The sequence below is a fragment of the Rhodococcus sp. SB1D genome (genome assembly GCF_048573875.1).
Classification (GTDB): domain Bacteria; phylum Actinomycetota; class Actinomycetes; order Mycobacteriales; family Mycobacteriaceae; genus Rhodococcus_F; species Rhodococcus_F qingshengii.
On record NZ_JBMAIQ010000002.1, the window covers coordinates 133,092 to 157,668 of the forward strand.

General features: G+C 61.3%; 23 protein-coding genes. 13 read left to right on the forward strand and 10 right to left on the reverse strand.

The features are described 5' to 3' along the window. The first annotated feature begins 9 nt into the window (after window positions 1-9). The 3 genes from gabT (at window position 10) to ACN50D_RS06120 (ending at window position 3,307) form a co-directional block, all read left to right on the forward strand. Window positions 10-1,398, forward strand: a complete 1,389-nt coding sequence (gabT, locus tag ACN50D_RS06110) for a 4-aminobutyrate--2-oxoglutarate transaminase (protein ID WP_211920994.1) — start codon at window positions 10-12, stop codon at window positions 1,396-1,398. After that, on the forward strand, window positions 1,395-2,861 hold the full coding sequence (locus ACN50D_RS06115) for an NAD-dependent succinate-semialdehyde dehydrogenase (protein WP_211920992.1): 1,467 nt from the start codon (window positions 1,395-1,397) through the stop codon (window positions 2,859-2,861). The genes gabT and ACN50D_RS06115 overlap by 4 nt, the downstream gene beginning before the upstream one ends. Window positions 2,862-2,983: 122 nt before the next feature. Continuing rightward, window positions 2,984-3,307, forward strand: coding sequence for a putative quinol monooxygenase (locus tag ACN50D_RS06120; RefSeq protein ID WP_054827042.1), 324 nt, complete (start codon window positions 2,984-2,986; stop codon window positions 3,305-3,307). A 775-nt stretch (window positions 3,308-4,082) separates the two neighbouring features. Here the strand turns inward: ACN50D_RS06120 and ACN50D_RS06125 are convergent. Genes ACN50D_RS06125 through ACN50D_RS06140 form a run of 4 tightly spaced genes read right to left on the reverse strand, consistent with a single transcriptional unit; the run spans window position 4,083 to window position 9,477 of the window. Continuing rightward, window positions 4,083-5,996 (reverse strand): ABC transporter ATP-binding protein, encoded by a 1,914-nt coding sequence (locus ACN50D_RS06125; RefSeq protein WP_064112376.1) that lies wholly within the window; start codon window positions 5,994-5,996, stop codon window positions 4,083-4,085. Then, the gene (locus ACN50D_RS06130; protein WP_047272016.1) at window positions 5,997-6,848 is read right to left on the reverse strand and encodes an ABC transporter permease; all 852 of its coding nucleotides are present in this window, start codon (window positions 6,846-6,848) and stop codon (window positions 5,997-5,999) included. A gap of 1 nt (window position 6,849) precedes the next feature. Further along, on the reverse strand, window positions 6,850-7,803 hold the full coding sequence (locus ACN50D_RS06135) for an ABC transporter permease (protein ID WP_047272018.1): 954 nt from the start codon (window positions 7,801-7,803) through the stop codon (window positions 6,850-6,852). Between the two features lie 36 nt (window positions 7,804-7,839). Further along, window positions 7,840-9,477, reverse strand: coding sequence for an ABC transporter substrate-binding protein (locus ACN50D_RS06140; RefSeq protein WP_134929666.1), 1,638 nt, complete (start codon window positions 9,475-9,477; stop codon window positions 7,840-7,842). A 662-nt stretch (window positions 9,478-10,139) separates the two neighbouring features. On the opposite strand from ACN50D_RS06140, the gene ACN50D_RS06145 reads away from it, so the two are divergent. From ACN50D_RS06145 to ACN50D_RS06160, 4 genes are all read left to right on the forward strand, one after another. Continuing rightward, complete coding sequence (locus ACN50D_RS06145; RefSeq protein WP_211920990.1) at window positions 10,140-11,201, forward strand: NAD(P)/FAD-dependent oxidoreductase; 1,062 nt, start codon at window positions 10,140-10,142, stop codon at window positions 11,199-11,201. Window positions 11,202-11,319: 118 nt separating this feature from the next. Continuing rightward, a complete protein-coding gene (locus tag ACN50D_RS06150) occupies window positions 11,320-12,507 on the forward strand; it encodes an ATP-binding protein (RefSeq protein ID WP_007729973.1) in 1,188 nt (395 codons plus the stop codon). Continuing rightward, a complete protein-coding gene (locus ACN50D_RS06155) occupies window positions 12,504-13,223 on the forward strand; it encodes a M50 family metallopeptidase (RefSeq protein WP_007729974.1) in 720 nt (239 codons plus the stop codon). The genes ACN50D_RS06150 and ACN50D_RS06155 overlap by 4 nt, the downstream gene beginning before the upstream one ends. 173 nt (window positions 13,224-13,396) lie before the next feature. Further along, window positions 13,397-14,233: an SDR family oxidoreductase gene (locus ACN50D_RS06160; RefSeq protein WP_047272023.1), complete on the forward strand. Its 837-nt coding sequence runs from the start codon at window positions 13,397-13,399 to the stop codon at window positions 14,231-14,233. A 54-nt stretch (window positions 14,234-14,287) separates the two neighbouring features. Here ACN50D_RS06160 and ACN50D_RS06165 read toward each other — a convergent pair whose 3' ends face one another. Together ACN50D_RS06165 and ACN50D_RS06170 are read right to left on the reverse strand one after the other, a co-directional pair. Further along, window positions 14,288-15,295 carry an NAD(P)H-dependent glycerol-3-phosphate dehydrogenase gene (locus tag ACN50D_RS06165; RefSeq protein ID WP_003940093.1) on the reverse strand — a complete coding sequence of 336 codons (1,008 nt, stop codon included), beginning with the start codon at window positions 15,293-15,295 and terminating at the stop codon, window positions 14,288-14,290. A gap of 97 nt (window positions 15,296-15,392) precedes the next feature. Further along, complete coding sequence (locus tag ACN50D_RS06170) at window positions 15,393-16,121, reverse strand: FadR/GntR family transcriptional regulator (RefSeq protein WP_047272025.1); 729 nt, start codon at window positions 16,119-16,121, stop codon at window positions 15,393-15,395. Between the two features lie 133 nt (window positions 16,122-16,254). Between ACN50D_RS06170 and ACN50D_RS06175 the strand changes: the two genes are divergently transcribed. From ACN50D_RS06175 to ACN50D_RS06190, 4 genes are all read left to right on the forward strand, one after another. Then, the gene (locus tag ACN50D_RS06175) at window positions 16,255-17,643 is read left to right on the forward strand and encodes a GntP family permease (protein WP_211920989.1); all 1,389 of its coding nucleotides are present in this window, start codon (window positions 16,255-16,257) and stop codon (window positions 17,641-17,643) included. Between the two features lie 12 nt (window positions 17,644-17,655). After that, complete coding sequence (locus ACN50D_RS06180; protein WP_030536532.1) at window positions 17,656-18,186, forward strand: gluconokinase; 531 nt, start codon at window positions 17,656-17,658, stop codon at window positions 18,184-18,186. 76 nt (window positions 18,187-18,262) lie between these two features. After that, a complete protein-coding gene (locus ACN50D_RS06185) occupies window positions 18,263-18,700 on the forward strand; it encodes an SRPBCC family protein (protein WP_007729979.1) in 438 nt (145 codons plus the stop codon). A 143-nt stretch (window positions 18,701-18,843) separates the two neighbouring features. Further along, on the forward strand, window positions 18,844-19,815 hold the full coding sequence (locus tag ACN50D_RS06190) for an alpha/beta hydrolase (protein ID WP_095972066.1): 972 nt from the start codon (window positions 18,844-18,846) through the stop codon (window positions 19,813-19,815). 6 nt (window positions 19,816-19,821) lie between these two features. Here the strand turns inward: ACN50D_RS06190 and ACN50D_RS06195 are convergent, their stop codons facing one another. From ACN50D_RS06195 to ACN50D_RS06205, 3 genes are read right to left on the reverse strand one after another with little or no spacing between them, the layout of a single operon-like run. After that, on the reverse strand, window positions 19,822-20,625 hold the full coding sequence (locus ACN50D_RS06195; RefSeq protein ID WP_030536536.1) for a transglutaminase-like domain-containing protein: 804 nt from the start codon (window positions 20,623-20,625) through the stop codon (window positions 19,822-19,824). Window positions 20,626-20,683: 58 nt separating this feature from the next. After that, complete coding sequence (locus tag ACN50D_RS06200; RefSeq protein ID WP_037128704.1) at window positions 20,684-21,250, reverse strand: nucleotidyltransferase family protein; 567 nt, start codon at window positions 21,248-21,250, stop codon at window positions 20,684-20,686. Window positions 21,251-21,252: 2 nt separating this feature from the next. After that, complete coding sequence (locus ACN50D_RS06205; RefSeq protein WP_211920987.1) at window positions 21,253-22,095, reverse strand: alpha/beta hydrolase; 843 nt, start codon at window positions 22,093-22,095, stop codon at window positions 21,253-21,255. A 146-nt stretch (window positions 22,096-22,241) separates the two neighbouring features. Between ACN50D_RS06205 and ACN50D_RS06210 the strand changes: the two genes are divergently transcribed. Beyond that, the gene (locus ACN50D_RS06210; RefSeq protein ID WP_211920985.1) at window positions 22,242-23,351 is read left to right on the forward strand and encodes a DUF6670 family protein; all 1,110 of its coding nucleotides are present in this window, start codon (window positions 22,242-22,244) and stop codon (window positions 23,349-23,351) included. Between the two features lie 18 nt (window positions 23,352-23,369). Further along, a complete protein-coding gene (locus ACN50D_RS06215) occupies window positions 23,370-23,945 on the forward strand; it encodes a hypothetical protein (RefSeq protein WP_064073890.1) in 576 nt (191 codons plus the stop codon). On the opposite strand, the gene ACN50D_RS06220 is transcribed toward ACN50D_RS06215, so the two are convergent. Further along, the gene (locus tag ACN50D_RS06220) at window positions 23,928-24,572 is read right to left on the reverse strand and encodes a formylglycine-generating enzyme family protein (RefSeq protein ID WP_065352772.1); all 645 of its coding nucleotides are present in this window, start codon (window positions 24,570-24,572) and stop codon (window positions 23,928-23,930) included. The two genes, ACN50D_RS06215 and ACN50D_RS06220, sit on opposite strands and share 18 nt — an antisense overlap. Window positions 24,573-24,577: the final 5 nt, after the last annotated feature.

Genomic DNA, 24,577 nt, shown 5'->3' on the forward strand with positions numbered 1-24,577 from the left:
AACACGAAAATGAGGAACGAATTGTCAGTCTCGTCAGTAACGGGCGGCCCGCTGGTGTCGCAACATAGAGAACTCGTAACCGCAATTCCAGGACCGCAATCGCAGGTGCTTATGCGTCGAAAAGAGGCGGCCGTTGCGGCCGGTGTAGGGCACGTTGTACCCATATCGATCGTCGCAGCCGGAGGCGGCATCTTGATCGACGTCGACGGCAATTCTCTGATCGATCTCGGTTCGGGCATTGCCGTCACCGGCGTCGGCAATTCAGCTCCAGCCGTTGTCGAAGCCATAACTCGCCAAGCGAAACTGTTCACTCACACCTGCTTCACCGTCACCCCATACGACGGCTACGTTGCGGTCGCTGAGAAACTCAACTCGATCACCCCCGGTGACCACGAGAAGCGCACAGCACTGTTCAACACCGGTTCCGAAGCCGTCGAGAACGCGATCAAGATCGCACGCTCCTTCACCAACAAACATGCGGTTGTGGTCTTCGATCACGCGTTCCACGGCAGAACCAACCTCACCTTGGGCATGACTGCGAAGAACACCCCTTACAAAAACGGCTTCGGTCCGTTCACGCCCGAGATCTACCGTGTTCCAACCTCGTACCCATATCGCGATGGGCTGAGCGGAGTGGCGGCGGCAGAAATTGCGCTCCTGCAGATCGAAAGACAGGTCGGCGCTTCCAATCTCGCAGCAATCGTCATCGAGCCCATCCAGGGCGAGGGTGGATTCATCGAACCCGCGACCGGTTTTCTGCCTGCTCTATCCGAATGGGCAACTGCCAACGGCGTCGTATTCATCCTCGACGAAGTCCAAACCGGGTTCGCCCGTACCGGTGATCTCTTCGCTGCGAACCACGAGCGAGTCGTACCTGATCTCATCGCAACAGGAAAAGGTATCGCGGGTGGATTGCCACTGGCCGCGGTCACTGGCCGCGCAGAGATCATGGACTCGCCACAATCCGGCGCTCTCGGGGGCACCTACGCCGGAAACCCAATCTCCTGCGCCGCGGCGCTCGCCACAATCGAAACGTACGAAAAGAACGACCTGGTTGTTCGTGCACGTGAAATCGCGGCGATCATCGATGAGGTCTTCACCGAACTGGGCGCCTCGGACGACCGTATTGGTGACATCCGCGGCCGCGGCGCGATGAAGGCCATCGAAGTAGTACACCCCGACAGCACAGATCCGAACCCGGCGCTGACCGCTTCCGTCGCAAAATTCGCCGCGGATCATGGCGTAGTGGTTCTTACGTGCGGCACCTACGGAAACGTCATCCGATTTCTCCCTCCGCTCGCAATTTCGGACGAACTGCTACGCGAAGGTCTACGCGTCGTGGCCGACGGATTCCGTGCGCACGCCCCGACCTCAGCCACAAAGGAAAGCCAGTCATGACATTGAAGCCACATGAACAGGACCTACTCAACCGTGTCGAGACCGGTATCGGCGTCGGCGGAACATGGGCGACGTCGAGTTCGGGTGCGACCTTCACCGTCGAAGACCCCGCAACCGGGCTTGTGATCAAGACGATTGCCGACGCAACGGTCGACGACGCCATTCGCGCCCTCGATTCAGCCGTTGCAGCACAACAAGAGTGGGCCGAAACACCTAGCCGCCTACGTTCGGACATCCTCCGCAGAGCATTCGACTTGCTAATGGATCGCAAAGAAGAGTTTGCTCTGCTCATCGCCCTGGAAATGGGGAAGCCGATCGCCGAAGCGCGCGGTGAGGTCGTTTACGGTGGAGAGTTCCTTCGGTGGTACTCCGAGGAAGCCGTACGCGTCAGCGGAGACTATCGCCGAAACCCCGAAGGGACAGGCAACATCACAGTGTCGCACCTCCCTGTGGGGCCCTGCTACTTCATCACACCGTGGAACTTCCCACTCGCGATGGCAACCCGCAAGATTGCTCCGGCACTCGCCGCCGGTTGCACCACCATCATCAAGCCGGCGGAACTCACTCCGCTGACCACGATCTACCTGGTGCAGCTGCTGGAAGAGGCAGGACTTCCGCCGGGTGTGGTGAACGTAGTACCCACGTCGAATCCCAGCGCTCAGTCCAGTGCCCTGCTATCGGATCCACGCCTTCGCAAGCTGAGCTTCACAGGCTCGACGGCGGTTGGCGTCAAACTCCTCGAAGCTGCTGCGCAGAACGTATTACGTACTTCGATGGAGCTCGGCGGCAACGCACCCTTCGTGGTTTGCGAGGATGCAGATATCGACCGAGCGGTTGATGGCGTGATGCTCGCGAAATTCCGCAACATCGGTCAGGCATGTACCGCCGCAAACCGCATATTGGTACACGATTCCGTGGCCGACGAATTCGTTCGTCGAGTAAGTGAAAGGGTTGCTGCGTTGAAAATTGGTCGTGGGGCCGACGAAGGTTACGACATCGGTGCACTGGTCGACAAGAAAGCCATTGCGAAGACAGAAGGTCTCGTCGCTGACGCGGTGGACACCGGCGCGGAGATTGTCACCGGCGGTCAGGCTATCGTCGGCCCGGGCAACTTCTTTCAACCGACTGTGATCGACAAGATCGGGCCTGAAGCTCGGATGGTGAACGAGGAGATCTTCGGACCAGTGCTGGCTATAACTCGCTTTTCGTCCGAGGACGAGGCCGTGCACATTGCCAACAACACCGAGTACGGGTTGGTCAGCTATGTCTACACAGAGAACGTCGGCCGAAGCCAGCGAATGATAGAAAAACTTCAAACCGGGATGATGGGCCTCAACACCGGTCTCGTCTCGAATGCAGCAGCGCCTTTCGGCGGCATCAAGCATTCGGGGATCGGAAGAGAAGGTGGCTTCGAAGGAATTCGCGAGTTTTTGTCCACGAAGTACACGTTGACACCCCGATGACACTTGAATCGACCGCGCGAAAAGCGTCAGTAGGCGTCAGGACTCGTACCGCACGTGGTCGTCGTTGAGTTGCAGTCAGGCACTGTCTTTTGCTCGTAATCTACTACTAGAGAGTAATTTTCGTGACTGAGAACGCACGGCCCGCTACGTCGAACTTTCGGGTAATCGCCGAATACCGGCTGGACGAGGAAACCGCGAACGAGGTGCTCGGCCATCTGGCCCAACTCGCTGAGGCAAGCCGGAACGAGCCCGCCAATCTCGGCTACGAGTACTTCCGCAACGTCGAGAATCCGCTACACGTAACCATCCTCGAGATGTACATCGACGAAGCCGGCTTCGAAGCGCACCGAACTTCGCCGCACTTTGCATCTATCGGCACGGACAAGATCCTTCCACTTCTCACCGATCGCATTGTGCGCACGTACTCAGACGAGAGTGGTCGCTGATGGCCTAAGGCCACCGAGCCGCGTCCCAGCATTCTTAGAGTGATCGGCCTGGCTGGTGGCATGATGGAGGACCGAATTTTCTCGCCAAGAGATCCCGACGAGTAGACGTGTCCTCCGACGACGCTCACGCGATGTTCGGCAAGAGCATTGCTGCAGCCGACTGGCACTCGAACCGGCGGAAGGCGTCGGGTTCAACGGAGCCGAAATCAGACGAGTCACGTACGTTCCGAACGAAAAGTTCGCCGCTGGCGCAAGCTTCGTCGGCAGTTTGCCGACACGCGTTCCACCACCAACCAGATGCAGGGTGGCCTCCGATACGGTTCGACGGCAATGCTTCTCAGGTTCGCTGCCGTGCCCGTGGTGTTCGGAACCGGCAGCCTGTTTGCAGGATCGCCCAGGATCGTCACTGGGTGTAGATGACGGGCGCTGGGTACAACGCGCAACAGTGCTCGCCCGCCACGTGGGACGGACCTACGGGCTCGCCGAGATGGCCGATGACGGTGGGTGGTCCTCTTTCGTCGGACGCGGTGACTATCCGATCTCAAGCTGGATATCGTCTGCAGCCTTGCAAGGCCTTGGCGATGCTGTACGTCGATGTCTTTCGGCGTCACGGCTTCGGGTTCACGAAGTGGTGTTTTCTGTGGCAGTCCGTGCATCCGTGTCGGTCCGTCGGGAGGTGCAGGATCGGCGGATGTTCCATGCAAATCCGAGGTCGGCATTCGTGTTGCGTGCCGGCAGTTCAAGAGTGGGTGCCCGGTCGCCGTATCCAGCAGTGCTACCTCGGGATTGCATTTGAACTACGTTGCACAACTGCTGAAATGGAGGATGGAACCGATGCGAGCAGTCGTTGTGTGTATTGGTGATTTGGTGCGTCGAGCACGGCCTCTGTCTCGCCGGCTTCTACGATTTCACCCCGGTAGAGAACCACTGTTCGATCGGTCATCTGCCTCACGACTGCTAAGTCGTGAGTGATGAAGAGCATGCTCATCCCGTTTTCCGCTCTGATAGAGCGAAGCAGCTCGAGAATTTGGGCCTGCACGGACACGTCCAGGGCGGCAACAGGTTCGTCGCAGATGAGCAGCCTGGGTCGAACGGCAATTGCCCGGGCAATCACGGCGCGCTGACGTTCGCCACCCGAGAGCGCAGCCGGACGGAGAGCGGCGTAGCTGCCTGGTAGTCCCACCTTGCCGAGTAACTCCGAGACTTCCGAGGCTACGGAATCGCTATCGCGTTTGTCCGCTCCGGTTCGTACGGCTATAGCTTCTCGCAAGGCTGCACCGATGGTTCGGGATGGATTGAGCGCTGCGTACGGATCCTGAAACACTACTTGGATCTCCCGGGCCAACTCGACTCTGGTTTTTCGCGCAGTGGATCCAGTGGGCGCGAGCTCTCTGCCGAATGCCGATATCCGGCCGGAGGTGACGTGCTCCAGACCTAGGAGAGCACGAGCGATAGTTGTCTTCCCTGAGCCGGATTCACCTACCAGTCCCACTGATTCGCCGGCGCGGATCGAGAAAGTCACGCCGCGGAGGGCGTGCGAGTCCTTGGGCTTGCCGAACATCGCTTTGGCGCGATATACCTTGTGTACGTTCGCAACCTCGACTATCGGTGGGCCGATGGTGTCGAAAGATCGTGACTCGGATTGTTGAGGTAGAGGTGGTTCGAACTCGGAACCGCGGGGAAACTCGTCGTGAATCCGATCGATCCGGATGCAAGCCGAAGCGTGTTCGATCGTGATGGGAGTAAGAGCTGGTCGGGCTGAAAAGCATTCGCCGACAGACCATTCGCATCGGTCAGCGAATGCGCAGATCGCCTCGACGGCTGCGGCTCTGGGTACACTGCCGGGAATCGACGTCAACCGTTCGACTCGACGATCGACAGGGGGACTGGCCGACATCAGCCCACGTGTGTAGGGATGCGTCGGGGTGCGGGCAAGATCGGCGACCGTAGCCTCCTCCACCACGCGTCCGGCGTACATGACCTGGATCCGATCGCAGACGTCCATCGCCACGTGCAGATCATGAGTGATCAAGATGAGCGCCATGTTTCGTGACTTCTGTAGACCGGCGAGAAGTCGGAGGACTTCGTCCTGGGTGGTCACGTCCAGTGCAGTTGTCGGTTCGTCGGCGATCAGCAACTCCGGATCGCCGGCAAGCGCGGCCGCCATGGCAACTCGTTGCCGCATCCCCCCGGAGAGCTGAAAGGGGTACTTTTGTGCGACGGCGGGATCCAAGCCAACCTCCGCGAGACGCGCAGCAACTTCGGCCCGAACTTGTTGGCGTCCGCCTTTTCTGACATTTGGCGGGAGTGTCTCCCGCACGTGCTCGCCTACCGTGTGGATGGGGTTGAGCATGCTGAACGGGTCCTGCATCAAAAGACTGATTCGGGAGCCCCGTAACGATCGCAGTTCACGTTCGCGTGTGCCGATCAACGGGATTCCGTCGAAATCTGCTGCTCCTCGTGCATAGATTCCCGGCGGTAGCAAACCGACAAGCGAACGAACTGCCATCGATTTTCCACTGCCAGACTCGCCGACTATCCCGAGAGTCTCGCCTCGGGGGACCGTGATGTTGACATCGCTGACGAGCACCTGCGACCTGTTCGCGTACACCGATAGCCCGGAAACTTTCAGGAGGGGGCCATTCGCATCGGCCGTTTCCGATTGTACTGTCACATCTTCCACAGTCATCTACTTCCGTTCTCCTGAGTCTGACAGCCGTTTGAAGAACCAGTCGCCGAAGATAGTTGCGGCGCTGCCGGTCAGGATGAGACAGGCTGCGGGGGCAACTGCGACCCAGGGGTTCTCGGAGATCATCGATTGCCCCTGGGAGAGCATCGATCCCCAATCTGCAGCCCCGGGGGCGATACCGATACCGAGAAATGACAACGACGAGAAGGCGACCAACGCTCCGACGAAATCCAGCAGGAAGACGGCGAGCACGGTGGGCGCGATGTTGGGCAGCACATGGCGGATCATGATCCGTGAGTCGGTCAATCCGAGGGTCTTCGCAGAGTCGATGTACGGCAGACGAACCTGGACGCGCGTCACACTGCCGACTATTCTGATGGCGCTCGGTACTGACAGGAAAACCAGAATCGCCACAGTCAGCCAGTAGCTCCCGCCGAGAATCCCCAGGAGCACGATGGCGACGAGGAGCGCGGGCAGGGCATACACGAGGTCTGCGAATCGGTTGAGGACGTTGTCGAGTGCACCGCCGTTATATCCGGCGACCAGCCCCGCGGATGCGCCGGCTATCACTGTTCCCATCGCTACGCACAGCGGTCCGAGCACGGAGCGGCCGGTACCGTCGATCAAACGGGAGAGGACATCGCGTCCCATATCGTCGGTGCCTAACCAGTGTGTGCGATCGGAACCGGTCACACCGCGGAGAAGATCCTGAGTGTAAGGGTCGTAAGGGCTTATGAGCCGACCGGCGACAGCCGCGAATACCATCACACCGAGGATCACCAGTGCAATCACAACGGTGATGGGAATTCGCGATCCCTGCCTGCTCTTTTCGCGATCGGTGAGTGCAGTCATGTCATCCCTTTCCTGCGTACCGCATGCGCGGGTCGACGAGGAGAGCTACCACGTCCACCGCCAGGTTGACGACAATCACGAAGGCGCCGAGACACACGGCCAACCCTTGTACGACGGGTAGGTCCTTTTCGGTGACCGACTGCACCATCAGCGAACCGACTCCCGGTACGGAGAACACGGTCTCGACGAGTACGGCGCCGGACAGCGCAGCGATCAGTATCAGACCGGCCGCAGTCACCACCGGCATTGCGGAGTTCCGTAACGCATATCGGAAGAAGACCCGTGAGGGGTCGAGACCACGAGCTTTCGCGAATGTCATGTAGTCCTGCCGGAGCACGTTGAGCGCTCCGGCGCGTGTCTGCCGGATCAGCAGTGCGATGAGCGCGATGCCGAGTGCTGTTGCTGGCAGGGTGAGGTGCACCAAGCGATCGAAGAATCCATTGCCCACGCCGTAAACGGGGAACAGTCCGAGCTCGAGTCCGAATACGAAAATCAGCAACATTCCGACTGCGAAACCTGGTGCACTCATACCTATTACGGAAGCCATCGAGATACCTCTGTCCACCCATTTATCGCGCTGATACGCCGCTGACATTCCGCAGGGGACCCCGATCCCGACCACCAAAACAAGTGTGTACACCGCCAGTTGGATCGAGACCGGTAGGTGATCGGTGATGATGCCGGTCACCGGCGCACCTGATCTGGTCGACGTCCCGAAATCGAGCTGCAGTGCATCGACCAACCAGTGCCAATACTGAACAAGGAAAGGATCGTTGAGGTGATGTCGTGCCTCCAGGGCCGCGATCAGTTCGGGTGTGCTCGGACGAGAGCCGACAAGGACGGCAATTGCAGAGCCTGGCGTCACCGACAGCAGACTGAACACCAGAAAACTGATTACCAGAAGCAGCGCGGCCGACACCACGAGTCGCTTGCCGATGAACGCCGCTACTGCCATCTCAATCGAACCTCGTTGTGTGGGAGAGATAGTCGTTCACGACGTTGCCTTCACCGCGGTAACCCACGAACCGTTGACGAAGTCGTAGAAGGACATGTCGCGATCGAAGGCGAACCCGTCGGCAATTGCGTAGACCAGATTCGGATTGAACAGCGGGACGTACGGAAGTTGTTCGTGGATGCCGGTCAAGATGGTCTGGGCGGCAGTCCATCGGTCCAGGGGTGAGGTCGATCCGTTCAGGACGGGCAGCGCCTGTTCGACGGAATCGGTAGACCAATTCGAGGCGTTGAATTTCGGTGCGACAGCGTTCTCCTTTCCGACGACGGAGCCGATCAATTTGGGGTCGGGCGTCGATGCGGTAATCGACAGGAATCCGATTCCGGGAACCTTGTGGGCGTACAGGTCGGAAATCCATTGGGTCTGGGTGATGGGCTTTGGAACAACGGTCACACCGAGTGGCGCCAGGTTTTGTTGCAGGTTGAGTACCGTCAGTTCCGTCCAGTTCACGTTGTCGGTGTAGGGGACCTCCACCGTGAATCCCTGGGGGTGCGACGAGGCGGCAAGTTCTTGCGCCGCAAGGTTACTGTCGAACTCGATTCCGCCGATTCCGTCCAGGAAGGATTGTGCGTTCCCAGGGGAACCGGCGACACCGGTCAACATTTCCGGAGTTGCCAAACCCTTCAATATCGCGGAGTCGTTGCCGAATGCCGCCTCTGCGATTCCTTTTCGATCGATCGAGTGCGCGACGGCCTTCCGCACGTGGACATCGTCGAACGGACTCGTACTGGTATCGAACGTCAAATACGTGAGCTTGGTCAGAGGGACCTCGATCGTGTCGATTCCACCGATCTGCTTCCACTGTGACTGCTTCTTGATGTCGGCCACATTCGCAGCTTGGATGTCGCCGGATCGCATTGCCAACTGAGCGGTGTTGCCGTCCGGAATCACGTCGAACTTCAGCGTTTCCGGTGCAGGTTGCTCCGACCAGTAGTCATTGTTACGGACAAGTTGCACACCGGAACTTGAATATTCTTGGACCCGGTACGGGCCAGTGCCCACCGGAACCGCTTGCGCAGTACCCAATTCGGCAGCATGTTCTTCAGCGAACCTTGCCTGTTGGATCAGTCCGAATAGCGCGATGCTCTGCCTGGCAACCGGATCGGGATGCGACAACTTCACAGTCACCCGCATCGGTCCGGTTTGTTCGATGCTTTCGAGACTTTCCAGCTCGCCGGCAGTTTGCGCCCCGGCTGCGGAATCAGAGACGTGCCGAAGGCTCCAGATCACGTCCTCCGGGGTCAGTAGAGTTCCGTCGGAGAATCGCACGTCGGACCGGATGACGTAGTCGATGGTCGTCGGGTCAGGAACCGATACGGCTTCGGCGAGATGAGGTCGCAACTCTCCTTCACCGGAAAGCCGTTCCAGCGGTTCGGTGAACAGGGTCTGAACCTGCATGGAAGGACCGAAATCCTTAGTGATATCTAAGGAGATCGGAGCCGCTGCAAGAGCGAAGGTGAAGGCGGGTATCGGATCGTCGGTGATCGTTCGAGTCTGTGTGGCGCCCGGTGCGGAGCCACACGCGGAAACCACGAGGACGAGTGCTGTTGCCGATACCGCGTACGTGGCGGTTCGCGTGTAAGCGCGCATCGCGCGATGTAGAACTGGCTTCTTCAAGCGTCAACTCCCTGTTCACGAAAACCCAACCGGATATGACGGGTAACGCTACGGAGATGTAGGTCACATATCGTTAGACGATTGTCGAATCCAGCGCGGATATTTTTCGACGATCGGAAGAGTGCTTTGGAAAGTCCCGAGATACAGAGTCAGAGCAAAGATTGCACGCCAACGCGTTCAGACGGAAGCCGGGATTTCAGTATCGGTGTTCTGGGGGTGATGCGACCTGAAGTCGGGATCGGTTGTTGGAGGGCTTCTTTAGGGCCTCGGCCACGACTGGGCGTTCACCAGTGCGACCCGTCGCCAATGTCGACAGCCTCAAAGCATCAGCGCGCGGATGACCTCGGGTTACCTGATCGGCGACTTGGCGACAAGACTGGGCGGGCTTTACGCCCGGTCTGGCGGGCCTGTCGGTGCCCACGGGCGGTTGTTGTTCTCTTTTGGGAACTGCTGCGTGTACTCCGATGACTGGTGACCGCAGGTTCACCGCGTGGGGAGTGGCTCGAGTTTAGGGTGCTCGGCGTGCAGTGCTCGTCCATACCTTCGAACGGGCGGTCGCTCTCGCCGCCGAGCGGGAACAGGCCTAGTTCTCCATTAACCGCCGAAGTCCTCGCATCCAAATTGAGTGGATCCACGTTGCGGCTCGCAGATATGGTCCACTGGTGACGCATCCGAATGGTCGAAACGACAGTCCGATCCTGGTGATTGGTGCCGGCATCGTCGGCGCGTCGATCGCGTATCACCTGGCGCGCGTTGGTCTCCGAGTCACCGTGCTGGAGCACGGCTCGGTGGCGGGAGGGGTGACCGGCAACTCCTTTGCCTGGGTCGGCCTCTCGAAGAGTGCAGCAGAAACCTACTCCGATCCGTTCCGACATGGCGCCGCACTCGAGCTCGACCGACTGGAGCGCGAACTCGTCGAGCCATTCGGTCTGCGCCGCAGAGGCGCGATCACCTGGGAAGAGACGGATGCGGAGACCCGAGCGTTCATAGATGCTCATCGAGCACTCGGCCATCCCGTCGACCTCATCGGTAAAGAGGAAATCCTTGCTCGTGAGCCGGGATTACGGACGGCCCCGTTAGTGGCAGCCTGCGCGCCTGATGACGGTGGCGTTGATCCGGTTGCGTTCGCTCGATCGCTCCTGCGAGGTGCCGAAGAGTACGGTGCCACAGTGTATTCCGATGTCAGTGCGCTCGGGGTGCTCACGGAGGGCATGAGAGTGTGCGGAGTAATGACTGCCGACGGTCCCGTCTACGGGTCGGCCACCGTGCTCGCTGCGGGTACCGCGATTCCTGGACTCGCGGCGTCGGCGGGAGTCGACGTCGAGGTCGACGCCTCCCCGTGTTGCCTCATCAGATTCTCGACGCCCCACCCATTGGTGAACGGAATACTCTCCTCTCCGGATTTCGAGATCCGGCAATTGGACGACACGACACTGATTGCGGCTGAAGATGTTCCGGTCGGGTTCTCCGGAGATGCTCGTGAGCTTGCGGGGCCGACGCTGCACGCGATCCGCAGTCAGCTCGAGGACGGTGACCAAGTGGAACTGATCGAGGCGGTAGTCGCTGACCGTCCCATCCCGCGTGGTGGCCGCCCGCTGCTGGGCTTCGCCGAAGGCGTGTCGGGGCTCTATCTGGCCGCGACGCATCCGGCGATCATTCTGGCCGGAGCAATTGGAGCCCATGCGGCCGGGGACTTCGCCCGAGCGTCAACCCTGGACGGTTAGACGACGACGCCGGAGCCCGGTTCGACAAGGTCGAGCCGATATTGCGGTTCCTAGTTCTCTCTAGGACACGCGCTAGAGAGCGGGATATTCGTCCACTCGGCTTGTACCGTCGATGGGCATGGACCCCGTGCGCAATCCGTATGCCCCCGGTGCCGGTCAACGCCCGCCGGAACTCGCCGGGCGCGACAAGCAGATCGACGCCTTCGACGTCGTTCTCGAGCGAATTGCGCGTGGCCGCCCGGAACGAAGTGTTGTCCTCACCGGATTGCGTGGCGTCGGCAAGACCGTCCTGCTCAATCAGTTGCGTTCGGCCGCGATCTCCCGAAGTTGGGGGACCGGCAAGATCGAGGCGCGCCCCGATCAGGATTTACGACGCCCACTCTCGTCAGCGCTCCACATGGCAGTCCGAGAGATCGCGGTCTCCCATCGCGATCCGGAGCGAGTCGAGCAGTTCCTCGGAGTCCTCAAATCGTTTGCCCTACGCGCCACTGCGGACAAGGGAATGCGCGAGCGCTGGCAGCCAGGCATCGACGCACCCGCGATCAAAGGTCGGGCAGACAGCGGCGACATCGAGATCGACCTGGTCGAGTTGCTGCTCGACGCGTCGTCGCTGGCCAGAGATGTCGGCGTCGGGATCGCCATCTTCATCGACGAGATGCAGGACCTCGGAGCAGCGGATGTCTCGGCGATCTGCGGGGCCTGCCACGAGTTGAGTCAGGACGCGGCACCGCTGATCGTCGTCGGTGCAGGGCTTCCGCATCTGCCTGCTGTGCTGTCGGCGTCGAAAAGCTACTCGGAGCGCCTGTTCAGCTACCACCGGATCGACCGCCTCGAGCGTGAAGCTGCAGATCAGGCACTGATCGCACCTGCCGAGCGTGAGGACGTCGAGTTCACCGAATCCGCGCTCGACGCTCTGTACGAAGCGGCTGACGGGTACCCGTACTTCGTTCAGGCCTACGGAAAGGCCACGTGGGATGTGGCGGCGTCGAGTCCGATCACGGCAGAAGACGTGCGCGTCGGCGCGCCGACGGCTGAGGAAGAACTCGCTGTCGGTTTCTTCGGATCGCGATACGAGCGAGCAACGCCCGCGGAGCGTGAGTACATGCGCGCCATGGCCGATCTCGCCGGTGACGACGGACCCGTCGCAACCGCGAAGATCGCCGTCGAGTTGGGGCGCAAACCGGCTTCCCTGTCGCCGGCACGCGATGGACTGATCAAGAAGGGACTGATCTATTCGGCAGAACGTGGATCCATCGGATTCACGGTCCCGCACTTCGGCCGATACCTGCGCGGACAAGCGGAGTGAACGCGCTCGAAACCGCGTGGGATCGGGTGGCGGCGCTCAGTCCCAATCCGCCGGTGTGGGTAGTTCAACTGGCCGCGTTGATCGCCGTGATCATTGTTCTCGAACCACACCTGTGGCGGATCGCCCGTAACGTTGTCACCATCGCACACGAGGGTGCTCACCTGATCGTCGCCGTCCTGGTCGGTCGACGGTTGAAAGGTCTTCGCCTGCATTCGGATACGTCGGGTGTCGCGATTTCGTCGGGCAAACCGACCGGCTTCGGCGTCATTCTGATGACGTTCGCGGGGTACGTCGGACCGTCGATTCTCGGACTCGGCGCGGCCGGGTTGTTGGGCGCGCAGCGTGCGGTCTCGGTGCTGTGGATCGGCGTATTCGTCATCGCGGTGATGATGGTCCTGATCCGAAACCTCTACGGAGTCTTCTCACTTGCAGTCGTGGGAGCCGTGTTGTTCGGGCTCGTCTGGTGGGGGACCCAGGAGCAGCAAGTGGCCGCAGCGTACTTCCTGACGCTCTTCCTCCTCTTTGCCGGACCACGCCCGGTCGTGGAACTTCAACGGCAGCGAATGCGACGAGGCGGGGCACCGGACTCGGACGCCGACCAATTGGCCAGGCTCTCACCGATACCCGCGATCGTCTGGGTCGGGTTGTTCCTGCTCGTGAACGTCGCGGTGCTCGTGCTCGGCGGATGGTGGATTCTGCGCCCGGTGGGTGGCTGACCGGATTGATCCGTTGTCCCGTCAGGACAACGGACCAACGATTGTTGATGCTCTGCGGACGTAGTCATCGCGTGAAGGCGCTCATATCGTGGAAGTCGACGAGTGGTCGTGCCGGGACTTCCCGCGGCCACACCCGCAACGACGAAGACCGTCGACGATGACAAGGATTCGTTTTGGACGACAAGAACTTCCGGGGACGAACCGCGATCATGTCCGGGGGAAGCCGTGGCATCGGACTTGCCATCGCCCGTGCGATAGCGCGCCGCGGCGGAAATATCGTGTTGCTCGCCAAGACCGATACGCCGGATCCCAGGCTGCCCGGAACTATCCACACGGCTGTGGACGAGTTGAACGAGCTCGAGGGTCATGCCGTTCCGGTCGTCGGCGACGTGAGGAACGACGACGACATCGCGCGGGCCGTGGCTGCAGCGGTAGAGCACTTCGGTGGCATCGACATCGTGGTCAACAACGCGAGCGTCCTCGACATCTCGAAAACCGAAGATCTCGCGATGAAGCGATTCGATCTGATGCAGCAGGTCAATGTCCGTGGTACCTTCGCGCTCACCCGCGCGTGCCTTCCGTACCTTCGGGTTTCGGCCAATGCGCACGTGTTGACGCTGTCGCCGCCGCTCAACTTTTCGCCGCACTGGTTGGGTGCTCATCCGGGCTACATGTTGGCCAAATACGGAATGACATTGGCGGCCTTGGGTATCGCCGCAGAGTATTCAGGTGCACCGATTTCGAGTAATTGCCTGTGGCCGGAGACCATGATCGCCACGGCCGCTGTCGGAAACCTGCTCGGGGGAGACGACAGTATCGAGCACTCGCGTTCACCCGAGATCATGGCCGATGCGGCTGTCGAGATTCTCGGGCGTCCCGCCGGCACGGATACCGGTCGTACAGTGCTCGACGTCGAGATCTTGCGCGAGGCGGGGATCTCGGATTTCTCGCAGTACGGCGGTCAGTCACCGTTGGCGATCGACATCTTCGTCGACGCGCCAATTCCGTGATCTCGGGCGATCTACAGGTATCTAGCCAAATCGCTAGATACCTGTAGATCTTCCTCACGCCACCTCGTGCTCGCCGCCCGGGGCAACCTTCTGAAGTCCGCGATATGCGTCGCTGGCACTTTGGCGACCACCGATGACGGCCTCGACCTCCGCGGCAATCGGCATGTCGACGCCGTATTCACGGGCCAGATCCATGACAGTGGGGGCGGTCTTGACGCCCTCGGCGACCTGACCGAGCTTGGCGACCGCCTCCTCGACGGTCAATCCCTGCGCCAGAGCTTCGCCGACGCGACGATTGCGAGAAGTCGGAGCCATGCAGGTGGCAATCAGATCGCCGACGCCCGTCAAGCCGGCAAAAGTGCGCGGGTTGGCGCCCATCGCCTCACCGAGTCGGGTCATCTCGGCGAGACCGCGTGCGAGCACCATCGCACGAGTGTTGTCACCGACTCCCAGACCGTCGGCCATGCCCGAGGCGATGGCAACGATGTTCTTGAGGATGCCGCCGAGTTCACAGCCGAGTACGTCGGTGTTGCGGTAGACGCGGAAGACCGACGATGCGAACAGGGGTTGCAGCGCGGCGGCGACGCGATCGTCCTGGGTGGCCACGACCGATGCCGCGGCCATGCCGTCGACGATCTCCTTGGCGATGTTGGGGCCCGCGAGCAGTCCGACGGGATGGCCGGGCAGGCACTCGGCGATCACTTCGGTGGGGCGCTGCCGGGTGCCGGGCTCGAGACCCTTGGACAGTGACAACACCGGGACCCACGCCCGAACCTCGTTGGCGATCTCGGCGAGGGTGGAGCGAACGGCGTGCGAAGGCACCCCGCATACGAGTACGTCCGCTTCGCGGGCGGCTTCGACCAGATCCGAGGTTGCCTTGAGCCCCTTGGGAAGTTTGCGCTCACCAAGGTATTTGGAGTTGGTCCGTTGCGAATTGATCTCGTCGGCTGCTTCGGAATTGCGTGCCCACAACAGGGTCGGGGTGTTGCGGGCAGCGAGGCCGGCCACCGTGGTTCCCCACGATCCGGCACCGAGGACGACGACGCGTACCGGGCGGGCCATCAGAGTGCGCTGTTCTGGGTAGCGAGTGCTGTCATGGCGCCAAGCGTTCCACTTGCGGAGCAGTTGCGGGCCAATTCCGCCGAGTCTGTGGCTCGACTTACAGATGAGGCGGCGGTTCGGGGCTTTCGCGCATTGTTTCGACCGCTTCTGCGGATTCCGCGACGATCGAGCGCATGGCGGCTTCCGCGGCGTCGGCGTCTCCGGCCTGAATAGCCGATGCGACCACTCCGTGCAGGTGAATCGCTTCGGGGTCGGCCTCGTGGGGCATCAACGAGTGGCGGGTGCGGCCTTCGAGTATCTCGACGACGATCTGCGACATCGCCCGCAGCATCGGGTTGCCGGAAGCGGCGAGCAGTGTGCGGTGAAAGTCGGAATCATGGCCGAGATATGCGTCGGTATCGGCAGCGCGCGAGGTAGCTGACATGCCGATGACGGCTGCAGTGAGAGCGCCGCACTGCTCAGGTGTGGCGCGAGTTGCGGCCAGTCGCGCAGCCAGAGGTTCGATGCCGGAACGGAGTTCACTGAGGATCGAAAGTTGCTCGAACCGATCAGGACCGGCCAGTTGCCAGCGGATGACATTGGGGTCGAGCGAGTTCCAGTGTTCGGAGCCCAGGATGGTGATTCCGACGCGTCGACGAACCGAGGCGAGTCCGAGGGATTCGAGAACGCGGACAACTTCGCGGATGACGGTTCGCGACACGTCGTATCGCGTTGCCACCTCGTCGGCGGAGATCGTGGTTCCCGGAGCGAGCACACCACCGACTATGTCTTGGCCGAGCTGTTCCAGCATCGAGTCGTGTAACTGCTGAAACGGGACAGAAGGCATACGTAGATCGTCCCATGCGTATGGAGTAAGCCCGGTGGAAGCCGAATAAATACTACAAATTAGTGTCTGCTCTTGAAATTGTAGGTTAATTAAGGAACAGTGACCTCAATCACTCATCGGACTGGGAGTCCCTATGAACACCACAGCATTGCTGGCGGCCGAGGTCGTCCCCGCTGGTAGCGACGCACGATTGATCATCGCTGCAGTCGCCGGCGTCGCGGTCATCATCGCGTTGATCACCTGGCTGGACCTGCATCCGTTCCTCGCGCTGTCCATCGGCGCGGTGGGCGTCGGTCTGGCGGCCGGCCTCGGATCGGCCGAGTCGGTCGCGGCATTCGCGACAGGCTTCGGGTCGACCATGGGAAGCGTTGGAATCCTGATCGGTTTCGGCGCGATGTTCGGCAAACTCCTCGCCGATTCCGGCGGTGCCGACCGAGTGGTCGACACGCTGGTCGGCCGTTCCAGCACCAAGGCGCTTCCGTGGACCATGGCTCTGGTCGGCGCAGTGATCGGTCTGCCGATGTTCTTCGAAATCGGTCTCGTCCTGTTGATGCCGGTCATCATCCTCGTCGCGCGGCGTTCCGGCTTGTCCCTGATGCGCATCGCGATCCCCACCCTCGCCGGCCTCTCGGCCATGCACGGGTTGGTTCCCCCGCACCCAGGGCCGCTGGTTGCAGTCTCGGCTTTGAACGCAAACCTCGGCCTCACCCTCGCGCTCGGTGTCCTCGTCGCGATCCCCACTGTTGTTCTCGCCGGACCGGTCTTCAGTAAGTACGCCGCGCGGTGGGTCGACGTGAAGGTCCCGGAACTTTTTGTCACAGGCGAAGATCGAGGCGAGGAAGAGAAGAAGCAGCGTCCCTCGTTCGCGGCTACTCTCGCAGCGATCCTCCTGCCGGTTGTTCTCATGCTGGGCAAGGCATTTGCAGACGTGATCGCACCCGATTCCGAGGCACTCCCCAAGTCCGTCCTCGACTTCCTCGGAACACCCGTTGTGGCTTTGGGTCTCGCGGTTCTGGTCGGTATGGTGCTGCTGGGTCGCGGCGGCGGAATGGACCGCAAGGCCATCTCGAAGTCACTCGAGAGTTCCCTACCTCCCATCGCAGGCATCTTGTTGATCGTCGGCGCCGGTGGTGGTTTCAAGCAGGTCCTGATCGACACCGGTATCGCCGGAGTGATCGCCGACGCGATCAAGGGCAGCAGCCTCCCCGTGCTGTTCCTGGCCTGGCTGGTAGCGGTATTGATCCGCGTCGCAACAGGTTCGGCAACGGTGGCAACGGTGACGGCGTCGGGCATCCTCGCTCCGGTTGCGGCAGACCTCTCGTCCGCACATGTCTCGCTGATGGTCTTGGCGATCGGTGCGGGCTCGCTCTTCCTCTCGCACGTCAACGACGCCGGATTCTGGTTGGTGAAGGAGTATCTGGGCGTCAGCGTGGTACAGAACCTCAAGACCTGGACCGTGATGGAATGCATCATCTCGGTATCGGGCCTGGCCGGAGTGCTCGTGTTGAGCGCATTCATCTAGGTAGGCGAGCACATGAACACCGAAGCGGCACAGCAGAAGCAGTATCCCGTGCTCGTCCTGATGGGTGTCTCGGGTTCGGGAAAGTCGACGGTCGGCGGCATGCTCGCCGGAGCGATGGGTTGGGACCTTCAAGAAGGCGACGATCTCCACCCGCAGGCGAACATCGACAAGATGGCGACCGGGCATCCGTTGAACGACGAAGACCGCTGGCCCTGGCTCGACAAGATCGCCGTCTGGATCAAGAGCCATACCGACGCCGGTCAGCCGGGCATCGTCACGTGTTCGGCACTCAAGCGCAGCTACCGCGACGTGCTTCGCGGTGAGCACGTCGTGTTCGTGCACCTCGCCGGTTCGCGGGATCAGATCGGCCAGCGATTGACCGCTCGCCTCGATCACTACATGCCCGCCTCGCTGCTCGACTCCCAGATCTCGACACTCGAGGCCGTCGACCCGGACGAACAGGCCATCGTCGTCGACGTGGGCGGGAGTCCCGCCAAGATCGCGGAGGAGATCCTGCGACGGGTGGAGACATTCGAATACTGAGCAAGCCCGGCGTGTAGGCACCCGCGGTTCGGGTTACGGTGCTTGGGTGACTGCTGCTGCGCAGACGGACTGAACCGTGACCGACTTCGACTTCCACAGCGTCTGGACGCTTCCTGCCTCTGCTGACCGCGTCTACGAGGTTCTCGCGGATGCCGAACGGTATTCGCAGTGGTGGCCTCAGATACGCCGAGTCGGGACGATCGACGAGCATTCAGGCTCCATGTCCATCCGCAGCGCTGTCCCTCTGACGCTGCTGGTCTTCGGGCGACGCGAGGTGGAAGACTCAGTTGACCGCTTTCTGAAAGTGCGTCTCACCGGCGCAATGACCGGGTGGAGTAGCTGGGCGGTGCGCCCCGCTGGATCTGGTTGCACAGCCGAATTTCGGCAACAGGTAGCGGTGTCCGGAGCGCTTGGTCTGGCCGCGAAGGTCGCGAAGCCGCTGTTCGAGTGGAATCATGAAGCGATGATGCGTGGAGGGCACCGCGGACTGTGCGCATATCTCTCCCGGCCGTGATCGCGACCAGAACTTGCACACGCTCGAGCAATTGATCCATACCCGTCGTGTCATTTTGACGCAGCGTCAGTTATCGTTCACATCAGCAGCCGACAAGTATGTGTAACTCAAATGCACAAAACGGCTTGACCTGGGAGGACGCTATGCGGACGCGAGATTCGACGGTATGGCATTGGAACGTGAGTCCGCGAGCGCGGGTTATCTTCTGCCTGACCAGGACGTTCGTGAAGCCGATGTTCACCCTTTGGCCGACCACCGAACGTGGTATCCGCCAACTCGAGCGACTCGATGCGATGGCGGACAAACTGCCGAAGCCGAAGAACCTCGATATCGAGCCTTTCACGCTGGGGGGTGTGCCCAGCGAGAAGGTGCAGCATCCACGAAAAGCGCAGGGCGAGTTGGCCGGCGCCACGATCCTCTACTTCCACGGAGGGGGATTCGTCTTCTGCGGTCTGGCAACGCACCGGGCACTGTGCGGTTTGCTCTCTGCGAAGGCCGGCGTACCGGTGATCTCCGTGCGCTACCGCCAGCTGCCGGAAGGTTCCATCGGCACCTCCGTCAAGGACGCAATGGCCGCGTACACCGCGTTGCTCGAGACAGCCGAAGACCCGAACAAGATTGTGGTTGCCGGTGACTCGGCGGGCGGATACCTGGCCATGAAGGTCGCCGAAATTACCGCACTGCGCGGAATCACGCGGCCCGCTGCCGTGGTGGGATATTCCCCTCTTCTCAACGTGAACCTCGAGGACCATGATCCCGATTTCATGAAACGTGATGCCTACCTACCGATGTCACAGGTGGAAAAGCTCAAGGACCGGTGGCTCGAGGGGCCGGACGAGATTCCTGGTGCGCAGTCGCCGATCAACGCCGACGCCAGTCTGATTCCGCCGTCGTTCCTGGTGTCCGCCGAATACGAACTGATGCGTCCGGACGTCGAGATCATGACCGAAAACTTGATCAAGGCAGGACAAGCCGTCGAAACGCACATCTGGAGTGGGCAGATCCATGCTTTCCCGGTGATCGGCAAAGCTCTTCGGGAGGGCAAGGCGATCGTCGATCTGACAGTCAAGTTCCTCGAGCGAACGATGGCCTCGCAGAACCAGATCAGCGCCTGACGCTTTTCAGCCGATCGATGTGAGTGTTGCGTAGTCGTCGTTGTCGAGAACGCCGTCGACGACTGCGCGAACTTCCGAGGCGTGCAACGTGATCGAACCGCCGTGATTGTCGAGGAAGGCTGTGTCTGCGGCATCTCGGCCGGTCGAGATGCGCACAAGATTGCTGCGCGGCGCCAATTGCGTTGCATCGACCACGCGCCAGACGTGGTCGATATTGGCTTCGACTACGGCGTGAAAATCCATCGGATCGCAGCCCGGCGCGTAGACGGCCACCAGTCGAGCGGGAATCCCCACGGCGCGCAGCAGTGAGATGGTCAGGTGCGAGTAGTCGCGGCACACTCCGGCGCCGGCGAGCAAGGTGTCGACCGCACTGTCGGTGCCGCGACTGGTGCCGGGAACATAACTCAAATGTGTACTCACCCAGCGAGTGACTTCGAGGAGGAGTTCGGCCGGGGGAGTGGCGAGATCGAATTGCCCGGCGACAAAACCGAAGAACTTGTCGGCCTCGGCATACCGGCTGGGGCGCAGATATTTCGACACGTCGTAGTCGCTGACCGACGCCGGTTCTGCGCGGCCGATGACGGTTGCGTCGTAGCTGACGATCAGTTTGCCTGGGGCACAGTCGAGTAGGTGAATCCGGGTACCGTGTTCGGCGGTGATCTCGCGGGGTTCGAGCGGATTGCCGTCATGGACGAACGACATCGTTTCCAGCAGTTCGACACCCGGCGCGCGCGTCACCGCGATCTTGAACTCCAGGTTGGTCGCCTCGTCGATCTCGATGTCGAGCAGGGCGGCGACGGTACGTTTCATCGGGCCATCTTTACACCGAATACGGACACCCACCACCTGGGAGGATTGTGACGTGCGATCAGGCTTCGGGGTAGTCGACGTCGACGCCGCTGCTGAGGTCGCTGCACTCCACCAACTCGACCCCGTGTTCGCGTAGGTAGGTGTTGGCGCCGCCGTCCCCGGTGAGTGACTTTGCAAGCGTCGGCCAGTGGTCGCGTCCGATCAGGACGGGATGGCCGGGACGGCCGTGAAAGACAGCTCTTCGCAGTATGTTTCGTGATGGGGAGCTGTGACCCACGATCCGCGTCACGGTGTCGGCGTTGAGGTCCGGGACGTCGACCAGAGAGATCGCTGCCGCATCTGCGTCGTCGATTCGCATGGCGGCCTCGAGTCCGCAGCGCAGTGACGCGCTCATTCCGTGTTGCCAATCCGATATCACCACAATGACATCGGTGGTGGGCAGTAGTTCGAGGGCGTCCTCTGCCTGCGCGCCGAGGACCACGATGACCGGTGAGAGGCCTGCGGACTGCAGTGTCGTCACCCCGTGGTGGAGCCAAGACTGACCCTCGGTGTTTGTGACGAGCGCTTTGGGTTTGCCCATGCGGGATCCGGCCCCGGCCGCCAGCAGGATCCCGCACGTAGACATGACTATGCTCCGGTGACCCGCGGACGCAGCCACTCGATCAGATCGTTCAGAACTTCTTCCTGCTCAGGCTCGTTGAAGATCTCGTGGTACAGGCCGTCGTACACCTTCAAGGTGACATCCGAAGAGCCGGCCAGATCTGCGACGAGCTTGCTGCCGGCCGGGTCCGTCAAACGGTCGTCCGAGCCGTGTTGAAGCAGTACGGGAATGGTGAGCGAGGGCAGGCGCGCCGGGAAGCCTTCCGCGGCGGTGATCATGCCGCGCGCGATACCGGCGGGAACCTTGCCGTGGTGAACCAGCGGGTCGGCGTTGTACTTGTCGACGACCTTCTGATCACGCGATACGGCAGCAGCTTCCAGGTTCTCGACGGGCACGTCCGGGAGGTATTTGCCGACGATCTTGCCCAACTGCATCACGATCTTCGGAGTGCCGGTTGCGATGATCACCGCAGGTCCGGACAGGGCGAGGGCTTTGAGATCGGCCTGATGGTCGAGGGCGTAGGAAAGGGCGATCGCGCCGCCCATGCTGTGCCCGAGCAGGAACTTGTCCTTGCCGGGATGTGCCGCCGTCACGATCGAGAACAACGTGTGGACGTCGTCGGTGAAGTCGGAGAATTCCTCGAGGTGAACGCGCTTGCCGCCAGAGCGTCCGTGCCCGCGATGGTCGGGTGCATACACGATGAGCCCGAGTTCCCCGAGCCGCGCAGCAACATGGTCGTAGCGCCTCGCGTGTTCGCCGAGTCCGTGGCACAGGACGAGAACCCCGGTGGGTTCGCGGTCCGGTGTCCACACGTCGTAGACGATCTTGGTACCGGCGACTCCGGTGAACGACGACTCTTCGTGCTGCATTGTTGCGCCCTCTCTGCGACCGGTTCCGGTACGCGGATTCTCACATGCTATTCGCCCGGTGGGCAGGGCGCGGGTGTTCAGGGTGTGAGGTCATCGAGGAAACTTCGACACTTGTTTGTTACGACTGGTTACATTAACTTAGGGGCGTGACCGGACAAACCGTTGATCGTTCCGACCCTGTTCCCGCCACCCGCTCGCGCCGATTGTGGAGACCCGCGGTTCGGGCCTTGCTGGACGGCGCGCTACCGCTGATCGACAAGCGAATGGCGGAATCGGTACGCCCGTTCGATCGGCCCGACATGATGCGTCCGCACCTGGCTTCGCGTAAGTTCGCGTGGACGCACTACGGGATCTTCGTTCCCCGGCTGCCAGGGCCTTTCCGTTACCTCAACACCATGACGTTGATCGGTGCAACCGGGACGGTGGTGTTCGACAACGACTATCTCGCTGCACCAGACGCGCGAAACACCGCAACCGTGCTGAGTTCCACCGCAGCGCCGGGCCATCACTTCTACCGGGCGTACGACGCTGCCGATGAGTGTGCGTTCGAAGAAGATGGTTCGCGAATCGCCTTCGGTGACAACCTGATCATCGAGAACAGCTATCCGAACTTCCGAGTCACCGGGCGATACGACTCATTCGACGTCGATCTCGAGATCGTGGCAACGGATCAAGCGTCGTGGTTCGTGCGTAATCCCGTCTACGACCACGTCAGTCTGCTGGCACAGTGCTCCGGAACAATTGCGAGTCCGGATGGACCGGTAAGTATTTCGGGTCTGTGCACCGTCGAGTACGCGCGGTGCATGACACCGCAATCGTTGACTCGCCGCGCGCTTCCCGAGTCGTGGAAGCTCCCGGCCGACTTTTTCACCTACCAGATCGTTCAACTGGACGACCGGCATCAGTTGTTGCTCACCGATGTTCGAGCGTCAGGCGTTACGGCGTGCAAGCTCGCCTACATTCGGACTGTCGACGGTAGTGCGAAGGTCTTCGACGACGTCGAGTTCGACGTGCTCGAGTACGCCGACGCATTGCACGTCGACCCACAGGGTCGCGAGATGCGTGTGCCGCGCGTACTGCGTTGGCAGGTACGCGATCACGGCAGGACGGTCGTGGAGTTCGAGGCCGAGATCGATTCGGAGTGGCGCTACGGTCACGGCAAGGGATACGTCGGCGCGTACACCTACCGGGGAAGCTTCGACGGTGCGTCGATCAACGGCACCGGTTACATCGAATGGGTGGACTGCGAAGTGTAAGGCCCCTAGGGTGTATCGGTGCCTTTCGTAGACCCCGCCGCGCTGACGATTCGTCCGCAGAAGATCCTTGTCGCGGGGACTTCCGGTGCCGGAAAGACGACTCTCGCCGGTCGAATCGGGCGGCTTCTCGAGATCGAACACACTGAGCTGGACTCGCTGTTCCACGGGCCCGGCTGGATTCCGCTCGACAGTTTCGAAACCGAAGTACGACGCTTTTCCAGCGAGCCGGCCTGGGTGACCGAGTGGCAGTACGGTGCGGTGCGTCGACTTCTGGCCGAGCGTGCGGACCTGATGCTGTGGTTGGATCTGCCTCGGCGGACGGTGATGCGCCAGGTGATCACACGAACCGTGCGTCGGCGATTGCAGCGAGAGGTGTTGTGGAATCGCAACATGGAGCCGCCACTGCACACCATTCTGTTCGATCCGGATCACGTGGTGCGCTGGGCCTGGCGAACCGACGGACGCAACGAGGAGCGAATGGCCACGGTCCTTGTCGATGTGCCGTCGTTGCCGATAGTTAGGCTTCGCAGTCGAGAAGAGATCGAGGCTGTGCTCGAAGTCCTCGGCCGTCTGCCCTCAGATCGTCTGAGCTAGGCGAAATCCCAAGTCGTCGATAGCAAACGTCGGGTGGCTTCGCCTCCTTACGGTAGCGCCGCAACCGCGCTCACTTTCGGCCCAACTGCCGCCGCGGAAGATCCGGTACGTGCCGTAAACCTCGGGGTCGTAGAGATCCCAGCACCATTCCCAGACATTGCCGATCATGTCGTACAGGCCCCAGTTGTTGGGTGTCTTGGTTCCGACGGGATGCGCTCTACCCTCTGAATTGTCGCTGTACCAGGAAATCTCGTCGATCTCGCCGTAGCGGTAGCCGGAGGTGCCGGCCTTGCATGCGTACTGCCACTCGGCCTCGGTGGCGAGCCGGTAGCCAGTTGCGCCCCGGTCCCACTGCGGAGAATCGGTGTCGACGTCTCGATATGCGGGTGTCAGACCGTCCGCGACCGAAAGTGTGTTGCAGGTTGCGATGGCGTCCTTCCATGAAAGGTCGACCGCTGGTTTGCTCGAATCGTCCGACGAATCTCCGTGAAGCAGTGCCCTGGTGGTGAGATGGCGTGCGAGGCGGAAGGATTCGACTTTCGAGGTCCACGCAGTACCTTTGCGGTCGTCCCGAAGGTGCACCTCGCCGGCAGGGATCTCGATCATCAACTCCGCTGCTCCGGTCATTCGTT